The sequence below is a fragment of the Halorussus caseinilyticus genome (assembly GCF_029338395.1).
Lineage (GTDB): Archaea > Halobacteriota > Halobacteria > Halobacteriales > Haladaptataceae > Halorussus > Halorussus caseinilyticus.
This window is the reverse complement of the sequence record NZ_CP119810.1, coordinates 324,113-339,996: the sequence shown is the minus strand read 5'-3', so window position 1 is coordinate 339,996 and position 15,884 is coordinate 324,113. Positions and strand designations below refer to the sequence as shown.

Here is a 15,884-nt window from a genome sequence, read left to right as displayed (position 1 = left end):
CTCTAATAAATTGAGAATGTCTTTCTAAGCAATCTAAATATTGTCTAAAGACAGGGAAAGATGTCTACCGGCGAATCGGAATCTGGCCCACCGCCGAGCGATTTTCCGGGACGTGGATGCCCAGTCGCTCGAACACCTCGGGGAGTTCGCGGTTCGACTGGTCTAGGACCTCCGTCAGCGAGACGACGGTGGCGTCGTCCAGCAACCACCGGGCGGTCAACAGCGCCGTGGACATCCCGCCCACCACGAAGTCCAGCGTCGGGTCCGCGACGTAGAGGACCTCCGCCGAGACGCCGCGGGAGACGACTTCCACGTCGTCCCTGTCGAGTTCGAAGGCCTTCCGACTCTCGCGGGGGTGGTACTTCAGGCCGACGCGGTAGCCCCGTTCGGTCAGGCGGTCCACCAGCGTCTCCAGCGTCTCGACGTAGCGCGGGACCCGGTTCACGTAGTTCGAGTGAGTCACGAACACCAGCGCGTCGAGTCTGTCGAGAACGTCGTCAACGTCGTTGCGTTCGACGTAGCGGCCGAACCAGTCGGCGTCCGCGAGCGACAGCACCGACTCGCGGGGTATCCGGGAGACCGGCCGGTCGCGCAACTCCGCCAAGAGGTGGTCGGGGAAGACGGCCCGCACCTCGTCTATCCAGTCGGTCGTGCCGAGGATTCGGGGGTTCCTGCGCCACGGCCCGTAGAAGAGTTTGGCCTTGAGATAGCCGAGGCGGGTCCACTCGTCCGCCGGAGGGAACCGGGCGTAGGCGGCGGTGCCGTCCTCGACGTAGACCCGGCGCACGTCGTCGCTCAGCGCGTCGAAGGCGGCTTGGGACTCCGGGCGGTGGTCGTTGAACGAGTAGAACTCGTCGGGCCGCTCGCGGTTCACGTACCGCCGGACGCGCACGCTGTTTACCTTCTTTCGGACCTCGCCGCGCCGTCCGGTCGTGTCCAGCGTCCCCGGAAGCGACTCCATCCGGTCGAAGGGTACGTCCTCGCCGACTTCGAGCGAGCGCAGTAACTCCGACATGTCCGAATCGCGGACGCTCAGCAGGTGTCGCTCGCGGTCCGACCCGTCGCGCTCGCGGTCCGTGGCCGCGAGCGCGCTGGCGAGGACGACGTGGTACGGCGTGTGGACGAGGTAGAGCGACTTCATCTGGACCCCCTCGGCGTCCGCGTCGGCGGCGTCGGCCGCGACGGTTCACCGTCGCGGCCGTGCCTGAAGCCGGAGCGTCTGGAACGCACGGAGCGCGTGGAGCGCATGCCACACCAGACTATGGTCTCGTACAATAGCGTAACGGCGACCACCGGACTTTTCCGCTCACGGCGCTGTCAACCCGCCGAGAGCTATTTGAGCGTCCCCGTCGTCGCACCGTCGGGGGAGCATGAGAGGCGACGACTCGACGCTCGACTTCGGCGTCATGTGTACCGGGACGACGTTCGAGGACTGGCAGGCCGACTGTATCCGTCACCTCCTCGACGTGAAGGGCGTCCGCCCGAGACTGCTCGTCGTGGACGAGCGACGGGCGGGCGTGGGGGACGAGACCGGCGGACAGACCGACGACCGAATCCGCGAATCCCGACTCGGCCGGGTCGCGGGGAAGGCGCGTTCACTGGCCGAACTCGTCCGGTCGGAGGGCGCGAGCGAGACGGTGAACAAAGTCGCGTGGCGCTTGCGCAAGCGACGTGCGGACGACGGCGAGGCCCGGACCCCGGTGGACCTCGCCGACGAGTTGGCGGGCGTCGAACGACTCCACTGCGAGGTGCGCGAGGAGGGGTACGCCGAGTACTTCGCCGAGTCGGACGTGGACCGGATTCGGGAGTTCGACCTCGACTTCCTCCTGCGGTTCGCGTTCGGCATCGTGAAAGGCGAGATACTCGACGCGCCCCGGTACGGAATCTGGTCGTTCCACCACGACGACGAACGGAAGTACCGCGGCGTCCCGCCGTGCTTCTGGGAGATACGCGAGGCCGACCCGGTGACGGGCGCGGTGTTACAGCGACTCACCGAGCGACTCGACGGCGGCGTCGTCCTCCGGCGGGGCCACTTCCCGACGATTCCGTTCTCGTGGACCGCGAATCTGGACCAAGCCCTCTACGGAACCACCCGGTGGCCCGCGCAGGTCGCCACCGACCTCCTGAACGGCAACGGCGACTACGTGGACCGGTCGCCCTCGAAGACCGACGCGCCGGTCTACCGCGCGCCGAGTCCCGGTCAGATTCTGCGGTTCGACGCCGCGCGCGCCGCGGCGATGGCCCGCGAACTGACCCGCGGGTACGAGAAGTGGAGCATCGGCGTCTCGGACGCGCCAATCGAGCGGTTCGCCGACGACTCGCAGGCGACGGTCCAGTGGTACTCCTCGCCGCGCGCCGACGAGTTCGTCGCCGACCCGTTCCCGGCGGAGATAGACGGCCGAACGTACGTCTTCTACGAGCGGTACTCCTACGCGGACGAGACCGGCGACATCGCCTACGCGACCGTAGACGGCCCGAATCCGACCGTCGGCACCGCCCTCGGCAGGGACTGTCACCTCTCGTACCCCTACCTGTTCCGTCACGACGGGACGCTCTACGCGACGCCCGAGACCCACGAGGCGAACGAAATCGCGCTCTACCGGGTCGAGTCGCCCGACGAGTGGGTGCGCGAGCAGACCCTGATTCCCGACGTGGCGGGCGTGGACCCGACGCCGGTCCGCCGCGACGGGCGGTGGTGGTTGTTCTTCACCAAACAGGACGACATGGTGAACACCAACCTCCACCTCTGGCACGCCCCGGACCTGACCGGCCCGTGGCGACCCCACGAGAACAACCCGGTCGAGACCGACGTTCGGTCCGCGAGACCCGCGGGAACGCCGTGGGTGTCGGACGGCGACCTGTACCGCCCGGCTCAGTACTGCGCCGACTGGTACGGGAAGAAAATCGTCGTCAACCGCGTGACCGAACTCACGCCCGAGACGTTCGGGGAGGAACCCGTCGCCGAAATCGCGCCGAGCGAGGACGGTCCCCTCCCGGCCGGACGACACACCATCTCGTCGGGCGGCGGCCTGACGCTCATCGACGGCCACCGATTCGTCTGGAACGCCTACAACGTCCGGCGGACCGCCGACCAGTTGGCCCGGAACCTCGGTTTCGGGGGGTAGCGCCGCCGCGAGTATCGCGGCGGCGCTACCAACTCTCGGCCAACAGGTCGGCGTAGGCCGCCGCGGTTCGTCCGGCCGCGTCGTCCCACGAGTACCCGACCGCAGTCTCGTAGTTGCGACGACCCATCGCGGCCGCGTCCTGCGACAGGATTTCGCGCATGGCCCGCGTCAGGTTGTCGGGTCTGTCGGAGTCGTCGGACCGGTCCGACGACTCCGACGAGTTCGACGCGCCCGATTTTTTGGAGTCGTAGAGGACGCCCCCCGCCTCGCCAACCACGTCCGGGAGACACCCCGACGCCGGGGCGACGACCGCGTTGCCGAACGACATGGCGAGCAGGACGCTCCCCGAAGTGAAGATGTCCCGGAAGGGGAAGACAACGGCGTCGGCCGCGTTCATGTACGTCTGCACGTCCTCGTCGGGGACGTATTCGAGGACCGACAGCACTCGGTCGTCGGCGTCCGCGCGGTCGGCGACTCGCTCGCGCAACTCGTCGTCGGTCGCGTTTCCGGCGACCACGAGGCGGGCGTCGGCGTCGAGTCGGCCGAACGCCTCCACGAGTTCGGGTACCTGCTTGTAGGGTCGGATGCGCCCGAAGTAGAGGAAGACGAACTCCTCGGGGCCGAGTCCGAGTCGTTCTCTGGCGGTCCGGCGGTCGATTTCGTCGTCGTAGTCCGCGGCGTAGTGGCCGTGGGGAATCGTCACGAGGTCGGCGCGTTCGTCTCCCGAGAGGTCGTACTCCGCGGCGAGTCGGCGGCGCGCGCTCGGCCAGTGGACGAACACCCGGTCGAAGACGCGTCTGACGAGGTGTCGCTTGCAGAATCGCTCGAATTCGGGGCGTCTGCGCTCGTGTTCGACCAGATTGTGGGCGGTCCAGACGACTCGGGTGCCGACCAGTCGCGCGAGGAGTAGACCCACGAGGAACACCGCGGCCTTCGCCACGCTCCGGAGTCGGCCGTCGGCGACGAGGTAGGGCGAAATCCAGTGGAGGTGAACCACGTCCGGCACCCCCTCGGAGGCGACGGTGCGAACCGTCCGGAGGGGGTACCCGCTCGCCAGCGTCACCGAGACGCCGCGGTCTTCGAGCGCGGCGGCCAGATTCGCCTGATACGGGTTCGAGTCGAAGTGGGGCAGGTGCAACGCCTGCAACTCGCTGGCCGACTCGCGTTCGCGGGTGCGGTCGCTCGCGCGTTCGCGCTCGCTCTCGGGCCTCCCCGCAGACGGTTCTGCGCGCCCGCGCGACGACTCGCTCACGTTCCACCCTGCGGGTTGGCGGCGTTCGCTTCGCTCGCGTCTGCCTCTTCGGGTCGCTCGTCGGTGTCCCACGTCACGATGTTGCGACCACGGAGGAAGTTCGAGAGACCGACGACCAGACTGTAGTTCAGGAGCGCGAAGTAGTGGGCCGCCTGCAACGGAAGCGGCGCGGTCCGACCCCGGCGCTTCGCGGCCTCGGTTAGACCGACCGAGAGCGCGAACGCCGCGAACCCGCCAGCGAACGCGAGGTGAAGCCCAGTCGGTTCGAGAAGCGCCAGCAAGAGCGCCGACGACCCAGCGACGCCCAACGCGACCGGCGTCAACCACAGCAGGGCGGTCCGCGACCAGAGCTTGACCGAGTAGGTGCCGTACTCCGCCGGATTCAGCAACTCCGAGAACGCAGACAGGGTGTGCCACGACCGGGTGGTGATGCGGTTCTCGGCGTCGCGCTGGGAGTCGAGCGAGTCGCGGGCCTGTTCGCGCGCAATCGCGTCGGGCGCGAACTTCACTTGCTTACCGCGGGACCGAATCGCCAGCGGTTCGCCGAAGTCGCTCATCAGGTCCGCCGAGAGGGGCACGTATTCGTCGGCCCGGACCGCGTAAATCGCGCCGTTGCCCTTCACGACGGACCCGGTTCGGGATTCGGAGCGCTGGACGAACCGCTCGAACCGCCGGTAGACGGGGATGCCGCCGGTGTCGTCGCCGACGTTCTCGTAGTGAAGTCCGCCGACGACGCACCCCACGTCGTCGTCGAACTCGGCGACGAGTCGGCGTATCGCGTCGGGTTCGTACATGCTGTTTGCGTCGGAGAAGACCAGAATCTCGCCGTCTGCCTGCTCCGCGACGACGTTCTGGCACTGGGTCTTGCCGACCCGCCCTTCGACTCGAATCAGTTCGACGCCCTCGTCGGCGTAGGACCGAACGATGTCGTCGGTGGCGTCGTTCGACGCGTCGGAGAAGACGAGCAGTTCTAACTGCTCGTCGGGGTAGTCGAGTTCGAGGCTGTTCTCTATCTTCTCGGCGATGACATCCTCCTCGTTGTACGCCGCGACGATAAGCGAGACAGACGGGAGGTCCGACTCGTCGCCGTCCGATTCGGCAGTAATACCAATGCTTTTAGAATTGTTTAGCTCGTATTCGGAATTGTTTAGTGATGTTTCAGCCTCTTCTTTATTTTCTCCGGCGCTTTCGGGGCGCTTCGCGGACTCCGGTCCGCGAAGCGCCCGAGAAGCGCGACCAAGACCGGATAGAGGACGTTCGTGTACAATACCGTGAGCAACGACCCGGCGAGCGCGGCCCGCAGGAACGCGATTACGGTTCTCATCCACCGTAACGGCAACTCCCGAGTATAAAAATCTCGGTAGATATTTGAATAGGTTTGCGGCGGGTAAACGGAGTCGGCCGGGCGTCGTCTACTCCGCGGTGGTTGCGGAGTCGGTCGTCTCGGTGTCTTTCTCCTCGGTCGTCGTCTCGGTCCCCCCTCCGGCGGTCGTTTCCTCTGCGGTGGTCGCCTCGGTCTCTTCTCGCGTCGTCGTCTCCGGCCGCGGCGTCATCCCCGTCTCGGTGCCGCCCCAGTCGTTGGGTCTCCGTCGCTCCGAGAAGAGCGCCAACTTGTCGAAGTAGACGTGGTTGTCCGCGGGCGGGTGCCACCCGCCGCCCCAGTAGCAGTCGAACCAGTACTCGCCGATTCGAAGTCGGGGCACGTCGCGGAACCGGAGGTCGCTCACGTCTAGCGCACGCTCGCCGTTCACCCATCCTTTCAGTACGCCGTCGTCTTCGCCGGGGGTGTTGAGTCGCAGATAGTTATCGATTCGGTACCACTTGCCGACGTGCAGTCGCCCAGCGTCGGAGTCGTTCCACTCGAAGATGTCACCGTACGGCCCACCCATCTCGGCGTGATAGACGTAGCTCGAAAGCTGAATCGGGTGGTCGTCGTCGTAACTCGGATGGAAGTACATCCGCGCGGACCATCCGTTCGTCCCGTCGGCCTCCCGGCCGCCCCACCCCGCTTGCCCGTAGGTCCCCGACGGTCCGGGTAACTTCCCGCCGCCGTGCGAGAGGTCGAACGTCTCGGCGAAACGGAGGTAGTAGCGCGCGTGCAACTCGTCGGGTTCGGGGTAGCCCGCCTCGTCGAATCGGTAGTGAAGCGACGTGCCGTAGTGTCTGCCCTCGGGGAACGTCACCCGGAGCGAGTTCGACTCGGAGACGACGCCGCGCTCGTCGATTTCGACGTTCTCCGTCACGTCGAGTTCCGTGAACTTCTCCAGCGAATCGCGGGTGTCGAACGACATCCGAACGAACTGATCGGGAAACTCCACGTCGCGTTCGGTCGTGGTGGCTTCTTCCGTGGTGGTCTCCGCGTCGGTCGTCGTCGCTTCTTCGGCGGTGGTCTCGCTCGTCTGCTCCGTGTCGGTCGCCCGGTCTCGCACGCCCATCCGCGTGCGCTCGCCGTCGCGTCCGGCGTACGCGAGACTCCCGCCACCCACGACTGCGCCGAGGCCGAGAAGAACCCGTCGTCGCGTCGGTTTCATCGTTACTCCCGGTCCAGTCGCATCCGGCGATTGGGCCGTAATCGGTGCTAGAGGCTCCAATACGTATAAAAGAGGTGTAAGTGTGCAGATAGTTTCGGCGCGATTCGAGGTCAGTCCGAGTACTGGCGACTGTAGAGGTCGGCGTAAGTACCCTCGTTGTCGAGTAGCGCGTCGTGACTCCCCTTCTCGGCGATGTGGCCGTTCTCGATTGTGTTAATCTGGTCGGCGTTCCGGATGGTCGAAAGCTGGTGAGCTATCGTGATGACGGCGTATTCGCGGTCCATCGACTCGATTCCGGCCTGCACTCGCTCTTCGGTCACGGAGTCCAAGTCGCTGGTCGCCTCGTCCAACACGAGGATTTCGGCGTCCTCCTTCAGGAGCGCGCGGGCGAGGGCGATGCGCTGTTTCTGGCCCCCGGAGAGACGGACGCCCTCCTCGCCGAGTTGGGTGTCGAACCCGTCGGGAAGCGAGTCGAGGAACTCGTTCACCTCGGCGATGTCGCACGCTCGGGCAACCTCCTCGCGCGACGCCGACCGGTTGCCGACCGTGAGGTTGTACCAGAGGGTGTCGTCGAAGACGTACGGGTCCTGCCTGACGATGGCCAACTTCGAGCGCCATTCTTTCAAGTCGATGTCGGAAATCGGACAACCGTCGGCGACGATTTCGCCCTCGTCGGGGAGGTACATTCGACTCAGCAGCGAGACGACGGTCGATTTCCCGGCCCCCGACTGGCCGACGAACGCGACGAACTCGCCCTTCGAGACCGAGAACGAGACGCTATCGAGGACTCGCTCGCCGGTCGGATACGAGAACGACACGTCGCGGAACGCCACTTCGTTCACTTCGCCGATGTCCTCGAAATCGCCGTTGGCCGGTTCCTGATTCCGCTGGAGGTCCTCGATGAACTCGTTCGTCCTGACGACGTGCGGAAGGTTCCCCTCCAACTGGTAGACGCGGTGGTTGAGCATGCTCAGTATCGGTGCGAGTCGGAACATGGCGAACAGGAACACGCCGAGCATCCCGAGGTTCATCGACGTGAACGTGACCGCGAGGTAGATGAGAACGAAGATGGAGATTGCACTGGCGAACTGGTAGACGTTGTTGACTGCGGCCTCGTTGCGTCGGAGACGCACCGTCGCGCCCACGAACGTATCGACTGCCTCCCGGAAGTCCCGACGAACTTCGTCGGTGACGCCGAACAGTTTCACCTCCCGGATGCCCTGCGTTCCGGCTTGTGCGGCCTGCTGTATTCGCTCGTTCGCTTCGGTAACTCGGTCGCCGACGGAGTACCCGGACTCCAGTCCGTACCGGATTCCGACCGCGACCGCGGCCAACACGACGCCGGTCACGAGCGTCAGCACGGGAGCGAGGTACAACGCGATGGCACCGTACATCCCGGCCAAGAGCGCCCGCTCCAGCAGTTTCACGAACCACGAGACGCTCCGACCGGCGTACTTCGACTGCGTGACGATGGCGTTCAGTATCTCGTCGGACCCGCTCCGGTTGAAGTACGCGATTCGCGCTCCGAGCGCCGAGTCGAACGCCCGTCGTTTCAGGTCGCCCTCGTAGTAGGTCCGGAGTGCCTGCCCCAACCACATCACGCCGAACCCGGAGGCGTACCGGACGCCCATCACGACGACGACGCCCGCCACGACGGATTCGAGCGTGAACGGGACGCCGAGAGTAGCGTAGACGCGGGCGAACGCGCCCACTACCCCGCCCTCGGCAGACGCGGTTCCTCCGGATTGAATCATCTCGATTATCGGAATCAGAAAGCTGAGTCCGATGCCTTCGAGGAGCGCGGCGACGACCCCGAGGGTCAGTATCGACCCCATCAGGAGCGGTCGGTACGTCAGTATCTCTCGAAGCGCGGCCAACTTCTCGGTGTTCGAAATATCCCCAGTCATTCTCCCCCAGTCGGTTGATTGGCTAACCACACGGCGCGTCTTATATCTGGGCCTCGGTTACACGCCCGGGCGAGCGACCGACGCCGACGCCACGGAAGTTACGGTCCGGTATGGAGTCGTTACCGTCGCGCTACGATGCGGGAGACGGCGGCGAGTAGTTCGTCGCCGACTCGCTCGTGAGCGTTCTCGTCCCGAACCGTCCGCGCCGCGTTCCGTCCTAATCGCTCGCGTAACGACTCGTCGGCGAGGAGTTTCTCGACCGCTCGCCGGTAACTCGCGTCGCCGTCGTCCGGGACAAGCAGTCCCGTCCTGCCGTGGGAAATCTGCTCGCCGATGCCGTACGCCGGGTTTGCGATTACCGGGAGTCCGGCGGCCTGCGCTTCGAGAATCACGTTCGGATAGCCGTCGATGTACGACTTGTAGACGAACACGTCGGCCGCGGCGAGTAGCGAGGGAACGTCGTCTACGTATCCCAACAGGTGGATTCGCTCGGCGGTCTCGTCCGGGACGCGGGTCTCGACGTAGGTTTCGAGCGCGTCGAGATACGTCCCGTCGCCAGCGACCACGTAGGTCACGTCGTCGTTCTCGGCGAGTACGTCGGCTACGGCGTCGATGATTTCGACCGTGCCGCGACACTTGCCCTCGAAATCGAGGTTGGTCACGGTGACGAGGACGCGGTTCCCGGCGAGGTCTACATCCGACTCGTCCGGTCGGTCGGCGTTCCGGAACTCCGCCGCGTCCACGGGGTTGTACACCGTCGCGGTCGCCCGGTTCGGGTAGGTCGTTCCGAACTCGATTCGCTCGCGCAGGTCCTCGGAGACGGTCACGTAGCCGGTGGCGACCCGATACGTGAGACGCGTCAGGAGGTGGTAGAGCAGGAACACCGCGGTGCGGGCGTACTCGTCGTCGCTCCGGAGTTCGTCCAATCTGTCGGCGTGCTGTCGGTAGATGTCCCCGTTCACCCGCACGACGAGGGGTACCCGATAGAGACCCGCGAGTAACACGGAGACCAGACCGAGGACCCCGGTTCCGTTGTAGAGCAGTATCGCGTCCACCTCCGACTCGCGGAAGACGCCGACTCCACGGACGACTGCGCGGACGAACTTGGCGACTGGACCCGTCCCCTCGAACGAGAGGATTCGGCCGGGCGCGTTCGTGGCTTCCAGCGGCGTCACTAACTCCTCGGACCGCATGTCGGTGAACCCCAGAACCGTCGGTCTACCCCCTGACATACTGACCTGCGTCGGCGTGGCGGTACGACTCCTCCGCGCTTAACTGTGCTGGCGGTCGGCGTCCGACAGCGACGAGAAACGTCTAGACGAAAGTGCGCACCTCACAACTCACCAACACCAAACGAGACGTTTCGGTAAATATTTAAAATGTCTACAAAGCATTGAAAACTGCATGGCACGCGACGAAACGGCACGCGAGTCCGAATCAGAGACATCGCTACTCGACCGGCGGAGTTACCTCCAACTCGCGGGTGCGGCCGCCGCATCCGTCGCCGGACTGAACGCCGCAAGTTCAGCGAGTTCGGCCGCGAGTAGCACCAGTGACCTCGTTTACGAGGAGTTCGACGAGTCGGGGTACGGAGACATCTTCACGAACGCATGGCAACAGGGCACGTACGACGAGCGAGTGAGCGACCCCGTGAAAGACGGGAGTAACGCGCTCCGCGTCAGTTTCCCCGAGGGAAGCCACTACGGGATGGCCGCGATATACGACCCGGTGGATGCGGGTGACTTAGACTCCGAAACCACCGAACTGTACGCGAACGCGTGGGTGCGGTTCTCGTCGGGGTTCACCGGCCGGACCGGGAAACTTCCCGGTCCCGCGAACATCGAACCCGGCGGTGCGAAGGGCGGCGAACCCGCCGACGGGACGAACGGGTGGTCGGCCCGCGCGACCTTCGACGGTTCGCCGAGCAACGGGGTCAAAATCGGCTACTACACCTACCACATGGACCAAGGCGGAACGTACGGCGACCACTTCTGGGCGGCGACCGTTCCGACGGGCGAGTGGGTGAAGGTCGGCCAATACATCAAACTGAACTCGGTCGACGGCGGGTCGGCGAACGCCGACGGCCAACTCAAGATGTGGGTCAACGACGAGTTACAACTCGACAAGTCGGGGATGCGGTTCACCGAAGACCTCTCGCTCGGGTGTAACTACTGGTTCAACGCCTACTTCGGGGGCAGTTGGACCTCGCCACAGGACCAGTCGGTCTACTTCGACCGGTGGGCGCTCAGCGACACCGAGATGCCCGACATCTCCGGGGATGGGTCGTCCGGCGGCGGAGACACCACGCAGGGTACCCCCTTCGAACTCGTCGCCGACTCCGGCACCGAGGGTCTGACCTACGAGTTCACCGTCGAGGGGAACGTGGTCAAGAACACCTCGGCAGGCGACAACTCCGCGGAGGGCAACGACAGCGTGACCGACAACGGCGACGGCACGGTGACGGTCTCCGGGGCCGGAGGCAGTGGCTACGGCGACGCCTACTACGTTGACGGCACCATCACGTCGATGAAGATAGACGACAGCAAGTGGACGCTACGCTACGACGGACAGGAAGTGAGCGTCGCGGACCTCGTGCCGTCGAATCCCCCGACCGTCAAGAAGTTCGACGTGTCCAAGAGTAACCGACTCGGCGGTGACCGGATGTTCTCGGTCCGGTGGGCGGCGTCCGACGCGGACAAGGACCTCGACACAGTGGAAGTGGTCGTCAACGACGGGTCGGCCGACGTGAACTTCGCGGTAGAGGACGTGAGCGGCAAGCGAGCCTCCGGATGGGAACTCTTCCAGTTCCCCACCGGAAGCACCATGGACGTGCGACTCCGCGTGAAAGACTCGTCGGGCAACGTCACGAAGCGCTCGCAGTCGGTGTCGCTGTAGGCGAGGTCTCTCGCTACGAACCGGCGACACCGGAGGGCGGCGGCCGCGTTCGCGGCCGCCGCCCACCGTTACTTCGCTTCCCCCGCGACTGGCCGTCGGTCGCTCCGCTCCCGACGGCCGCCCACGGCGCTGGCGCGGCCGTTCGCCGCCGCGCCAGCGCGCACCGATGAGAAATTCAATTATTTCCTAAAGAAATATTTTGATTTGTTTCGCAACGATAGAGGTTGCTGACCGCGGCGGAGCGACCGTCAAGCGAGCGAAGCGAGCGGGGACTCCCGGGACCGGCCTACCGCGAGAGTTGGTCGATGCCGACCGTCCGGAGCGTCCGCCAGCCAGCGACTGCGGCCGCCAGCGTCCCGATGACCAGCGCGATGGCCGCGCCGAGAGCCAGCACCGACCCCGGTGCCTGCACCAGTCCCTCGAAGCCGACGATTTCGGCCGCGACGAAGTTCAGCGCGGCCACCGACGGCGGGGTGGCGACCACGCCGACCAGTCCGCCGACAGCGCCGAGCAGGACGCCTTGGGCGGCGACCATCCCGACCAGCGTCTTCGCGGAGACTCCGAGCGCGGTCAGCGCGGCGAGTTCCTCCTTCTGCTGGAACACGACGATGGAGAGGACGTTGAGCGTGAGCGCGAACCCCGCGACCACCGAGAGGAACACCAGCGCACCGCCGACCGCGATGACGACGGCGTTGTGCTGGAGGACCGAGCGCATCTGCTCGTCGTTCGTCCGAATCGTGTAGTCGGGGTACTCTCGCTGTAGCGTCTGCTCCATCGCGTTCCGGTTCGCACCGTCGGCCAGCGAGACGGTGACGAACGTCGCCTTGTCGGTGCCCGTCGTGCCGGTGACTTCTTGGAGTTCGCTCAGGTGGACCGTCGCGGTGGGCGCGCCCAAAAAGCTGGAGAACGTCGGCGAGATGCCGACCACGGTGAAGATGTGGTCGCGCGCGCTCTCGGCGGACCCGCCGACGTGGAGCGTGTCGCCGACGCCCACGTCGAACATCTCGGCCGTTCGGGAGTCGATGACGACCGAGTTGGTCATCGGTCCGTCGTAACTCCCCTCGGCGTAGTGAACGTCGGACTGCTCGAAGCCCGGTCCCTCCTCGATGCTGACGAACGGGCCGCCGCCGGGGACGCCCACGCCGACGAGCGTCTGCATCTCTCCGGAACCGTTGCCGACGTAGACGGCCCGGAACGCCATCGGAACCGCCGACTGCACCTGCTCGCGGGACTCGATGTCCCGGGCCACCTCGTGGGCGTCGAGGATTGACGTGCCGAACCCGCCGGGTCCCTCCGAGAGCGACCCGCCGGTCACCCAGAGGTCCCGGCCCGAGGCGTCGAACTTCTGCTGGCCGGTCTCGAACACGCCGTAGCCGAGGCTGGCGAGCAGGGTGGTCGAGAGGACCGCCACCGCGATGCCGACCACCGCGAGGACGGTCCGAGCGCGGTCGTGCCGGAGTTGGGCCGCCGCGACCGAAATCGCGACCCGGAGTCTGCTCATCGGTCCACCCCGCGGCGGCCCGGTTCCGGGCCGCCGCGACGAGCGGACTTCTTCGAAGTCGGCTCACCGAATCACCTCCGCGACCCCTTCGGTCCGACCCTCCATCGCCAGCAGGTAGGGCGCGACCAGCAGGCCGATGAGCGCCGAGACGACGAACCCGTAGCCCACCAGCAGGGGGTGGAAGTCAGCTATCGGCACGGGCGCGATTGCTCGCGTGGCGGCGTAGTTCGTCGCCGCCGTCGTGAGATACGCCAGCACGATGCCGAGCGCGCCGCCCGCGAGCGTGAGCGCGAGCGCCTGCACGACGAGCAAGAGCGCACGCGCGCGCCGCGAGAACCCGATTGCGGTCAGGGCGGCCAACTGCTCGCTGTCGGCCTCGACCTGCAACCCCTGCGTGGTCGCCACGAACAGGGTGCCGACCACGACGGCGATGAGCAGGGCCGCCAGCCCCATCGCCAGCGGGAGGTCCGAATCCACCGAGTTTTGAGCGGTGAACCCCGAACGAGTCACCGCGGTCGCCCCGGGGAACCGGCTTTCGAGCGCCGACCGGAGTCCGCCCGCGTTCGACTGGACTAGCAGTTGGTCGGCTTGGTCGCCCGACTGCGCGCCGGTGATGGTCTGCAACTCGCTCAGGTGCGTTATCATGACGGGCATCCCCGACAGTCCGGACTCGACGGCGGCGCTCTCGACGGCCGCGACCCGCAGTCCGCGACTCCCGGACCCCGAGACGGCCCCGCTGACCGAGAGGTTCGCCGACCGGTTCGCGCCCAACCGTTCTGCCGCGCCCGCCGAGAGGACGGCCTCGCCGGTCCACTCGCCGTGGTAGCTTCCGTTCGCGTAGTAGGGGTCGCCAGACGAGAGCGCCTCCGTCGGGAGTCCGGCCACCCGGTCGAGTTTCGGCGAAGGGACGACACCGACGCCGAGGACGTACTCGCTCGCGCCGCCGGAACTGACCTTCAGCACCGAGATTTGGACCGGGGTCGCGTACTCGATTCGCCGGTCGTCGTTGAGCGCGGCGCTCTTGTCGTGAACGTCACCGAGTTGGGCCGACGCGGTGGAGACGACCATCGTGGACGCGCCGCCCCCCTCCGGGACGACCCAGTAGTCCACGGCGTCACCCCGGACCGTCGTCCCTTGGACCAGACCGAGACCCGTCGCGGTGACGACCAGCATCAGCGCGACGGCGATGGCGACCCCGAGGACGCTGACCGCGGTCTGGCGCGGAGCGGTCTTGGTCGCCTTCGTCGCGGTTCGGCGGAGCGCGACCCCGACGAGACCGCTCCAGCGCGCGAGTCGGCGACTCACGCGCGGCCCCCCTCAGGCATCCGTCACCCGCCCGTCGCGGAGGCGAATCACTCGGCCGGTCCGAGCGAGCGCTTGCTCGTCGTGCGAGGCGAGGACGACGGCGCGGTCCTCGGCGAGGTCCGCGAGCAAGTCGAGGATGACCTCGCCGGTGTCGGTGTCGAGTTCGCCGGTCGGTTCGTCGGCGAACACGACGAAGGGGTCGCCCGCGAGAGCGCGCGCGACGGCGACTCGCTGTTGCTCGCCGCCGGACATCTCGCCGGGGCGATGGCTTTGGCGGTCGCCGAGTCCGACCCGTTCGAGCAGGTCCGCGGCCTCCTCGCGGCGCGCCGACTTGCCCATCCCGCGTTCGACCAGCGGGAGCGCGACGTTCGCCCGCGCCGACAGCGACGGGAGCAGGTGAAACCGCTGGAAGACGATGCCGACCCGTTCGAGTCGCAGGCGGGTGAGTTCCTTCTGTGAGAGGTCCGACACGTCCTCGCCCGCCAGCGTGACGGTGCCGCCGGTCGGCGCGTCGAGTCCCGACAGCAGGTGGATGAGCGTGGACTTGCCGCTCCCGCTCGGTCCCGACAGGCCGACGAACTCCCCGCGTTCGATGGTCAGCGACACGTCTTCGAGCGCCGTCACGGTCGGCCGGTCCGCGTCCGCGTCGTCGCCGAACGGGAACCACCCGCCGCCGCTTCCCCCTCGCTCGTACCTCCGCGTGACCTCCGAACACTCGACCACCGCCTCTCTCCGGTCCGATTCCTCCGTCGCTGTTCGTGTACTCGCGTCCATCAGTCCCCCCAGAACGGGAGTGAAGAACACGCCGACCCACTTATCGTTTCAGGCCGGTCGTCCACGAGAAAGGGTTAAATCAACGCTGAGCGGCGTTTCGGTCTTCGTCGGGCGCGTGCGCCCGGCGAGTCGTCTCGACGCTCGACGGCGGTGAGACGCCGCACTCTCAGCGGCGATGGGAGGTCGTACTCGACGCCGCCGGGGACCGGATGACGATGCGGCCGTAACTCTTGACCGTGACTTCGTAGCCGTGGTAGCCGAACGTCACACGACACTCCGGCGCGATACCGCTCGCGTTCGGACGGAACAGGTCGTCCAAGGCGTCCGGGTCCACCCCTTCGGCGTCGTACAGCGGTTCGAGGTCGGTCAGTCCGCATCCGGTCGTCTCGGCGATAGCGAGCGGAACGGCGATGCTCGGCGGGTTCGACGGGTAGTCGTACGTCACCCGATACGTGCCCGCGTCGGGGTCGGCAGTGAGTATCTCACTGCTGTCTTCGGCGTTCATACAAGTACTTTCGGCGGGACACTCTTGAACGAGTGAGTCCGTCTCAAACGTCCCACCACGTAACGTCTGAATTACGGCGGCGTCCGCAA

12 protein-coding genes are annotated in these 15,884 nt (G+C 66.4%); 2 read left to right on the top strand and 10 right to left on the bottom strand.

Translation table 11 applies throughout. The annotated features are described in order from the left end of the window. Window positions 1–64: 64 nt before the first annotated feature. Window positions 65–1,141, bottom strand: a complete 1,077-nt coding sequence (locus P2T60_RS19175) for a polysialyltransferase family glycosyltransferase (protein WP_276282367.1) — start codon at window positions 1,139–1,141, stop codon at window positions 65–67. 229 nt (window positions 1,142–1,370) lie between these two features. Between P2T60_RS19175 and P2T60_RS19170 the strand changes: the two genes are divergently transcribed. After that, on the top strand, window positions 1,371–3,125 hold the full coding sequence (locus P2T60_RS19170) for a glucosamine inositolphosphorylceramide transferase family protein (RefSeq protein ID WP_276282366.1): 1,755 nt from the start codon (window positions 1,371–1,373) through the stop codon (window positions 3,123–3,125). A gap of 25 nt (window positions 3,126–3,150) precedes the next feature. Here P2T60_RS19170 and P2T60_RS19165 read toward each other — a convergent pair whose 3' ends face one another. From P2T60_RS19165 to P2T60_RS19145, 5 genes are all read right to left on the bottom strand, one after another. Beyond that, on the bottom strand, window positions 3,151–4,377 hold the full coding sequence (locus P2T60_RS19165; RefSeq protein ID WP_276282365.1) for a glycosyltransferase family 4 protein: 1,227 nt from the start codon (window positions 4,375–4,377) through the stop codon (window positions 3,151–3,153). Continuing rightward, complete coding sequence (locus tag P2T60_RS19160; protein ID WP_276282364.1) at window positions 4,374–5,705, bottom strand: glycosyltransferase family 2 protein; 1,332 nt, start codon at window positions 5,703–5,705, stop codon at window positions 4,374–4,376. Before P2T60_RS19160 ends, P2T60_RS19165 begins: the two co-directional genes overlap by 4 nt. Before the next feature lie 84 nt (window positions 5,706–5,789). Further along, on the bottom strand, window positions 5,790–6,908 hold the full coding sequence (locus P2T60_RS19155) for a polysaccharide lyase (protein ID WP_276282363.1): 1,119 nt from the start codon (window positions 6,906–6,908) through the stop codon (window positions 5,790–5,792). 110 nt (window positions 6,909–7,018) lie between these two features. After that, entirely contained in the window at window positions 7,019–8,815 is a 1,797-nt protein-coding gene (locus tag P2T60_RS19150; protein ID WP_276282362.1) for an ABC transporter ATP-binding protein, read from the bottom strand. Between the two features lie 119 nt (window positions 8,816–8,934). Further along, the gene (locus P2T60_RS19145; RefSeq protein WP_276282361.1) at window positions 8,935–10,047 is read right to left on the bottom strand and encodes a glycosyltransferase family 4 protein; all 1,113 of its coding nucleotides are present in this window, start codon (window positions 10,045–10,047) and stop codon (window positions 8,935–8,937) included. Between the two features lie 172 nt (window positions 10,048–10,219). Here P2T60_RS19145 and P2T60_RS19140 point away from each other — a divergent pair, with 172 nt between their 5' ends. Next, on the top strand, window positions 10,220–11,710 hold the full coding sequence (locus P2T60_RS19140; protein WP_276282360.1) for a polysaccharide lyase: 1,491 nt from the start codon (window positions 10,220–10,222) through the stop codon (window positions 11,708–11,710). Window positions 11,711–11,996: 286 nt separating this feature from the next. Here the strand turns inward: P2T60_RS19140 and P2T60_RS19135 are convergent, their stop codons facing one another. The 4 genes from P2T60_RS19135 to P2T60_RS19120 form a co-directional block, all read right to left on the bottom strand. Continuing rightward, window positions 11,997–13,211: an ABC transporter permease gene (locus P2T60_RS19135; protein ID WP_276282359.1), complete on the bottom strand. Its 1,215-nt coding sequence runs from the start codon at window positions 13,209–13,211 to the stop codon at window positions 11,997–11,999. A gap of 63 nt (window positions 13,212–13,274) precedes the next feature. After that, window positions 13,275–14,516 carry an FtsX-like permease family protein gene (locus tag P2T60_RS19130; RefSeq protein ID WP_276282358.1) on the bottom strand — a complete coding sequence of 414 codons (1,242 nt, stop codon included), beginning with the start codon at window positions 14,514–14,516 and terminating at the stop codon, window positions 13,275–13,277. Window positions 14,517–14,528: 12 nt separating this feature from the next. Continuing rightward, window positions 14,529–15,290: an ABC transporter ATP-binding protein gene (locus P2T60_RS19125; RefSeq protein ID WP_276282357.1), complete on the bottom strand. Its 762-nt coding sequence runs from the start codon at window positions 15,288–15,290 to the stop codon at window positions 14,529–14,531. Window positions 15,291–15,456: 166 nt separating this feature from the next. Then, a complete protein-coding gene (locus tag P2T60_RS19120; RefSeq protein WP_276282356.1) occupies window positions 15,457–15,795 on the bottom strand; it encodes a HalOD1 output domain-containing protein in 339 nt (112 codons plus the stop codon). Window positions 15,796–15,884 lie beyond the last annotated feature (89 nt).

Excerpts from the sequence above, each read along its gene's own strand:
- P2T60_RS19145 (WP_276282361.1), bottom strand. The coding sequence starts at position 10,047 with ATGTCAGGGGGTAGACCGACGGTTCTGGGGTTCACCGACATGCGGTCC.
- P2T60_RS19125 (WP_276282357.1), bottom strand. The coding sequence starts at position 15,290 with ATGGACGCGAGTACACGAACAGCGACGGAGGAATCGGACCGGAGAGAG.
- P2T60_RS19135 (WP_276282359.1), bottom strand. The coding sequence starts at position 13,211 with ATGAGCAGACTCCGGGTCGCGATTTCGGTCGCGGCGGCCCAACTCCGG.
- P2T60_RS19150 (WP_276282362.1), bottom strand. The coding sequence starts at position 8,815 with ATGACTGGGGATATTTCGAACACCGAGAAGTTGGCCGCGCTTCGAGAG.
- P2T60_RS19120 (WP_276282356.1), bottom strand. The coding sequence starts at position 15,795 with ATGAACGCCGAAGACAGCAGTGAGATACTCACTGCCGACCCCGACGCG.
- P2T60_RS19175 (WP_276282367.1), bottom strand. The coding sequence starts at position 1,141 with ATGAAGTCGCTCTACCTCGTCCACACGCCGTACCACGTCGTCCTCGCC.
- P2T60_RS19155 (WP_276282363.1), bottom strand. The coding sequence starts at position 6,908 with ATGAAACCGACGCGACGACGGGTTCTTCTCGGCCTCGGCGCAGTCGTG.
- P2T60_RS19140 (WP_276282360.1), top strand. The coding sequence starts at position 10,220 with ATGGCACGCGACGAAACGGCACGCGAGTCCGAATCAGAGACATCGCTA.
- P2T60_RS19170 (WP_276282366.1), top strand. The coding sequence starts at position 1,371 with ATGAGAGGCGACGACTCGACGCTCGACTTCGGCGTCATGTGTACCGGG.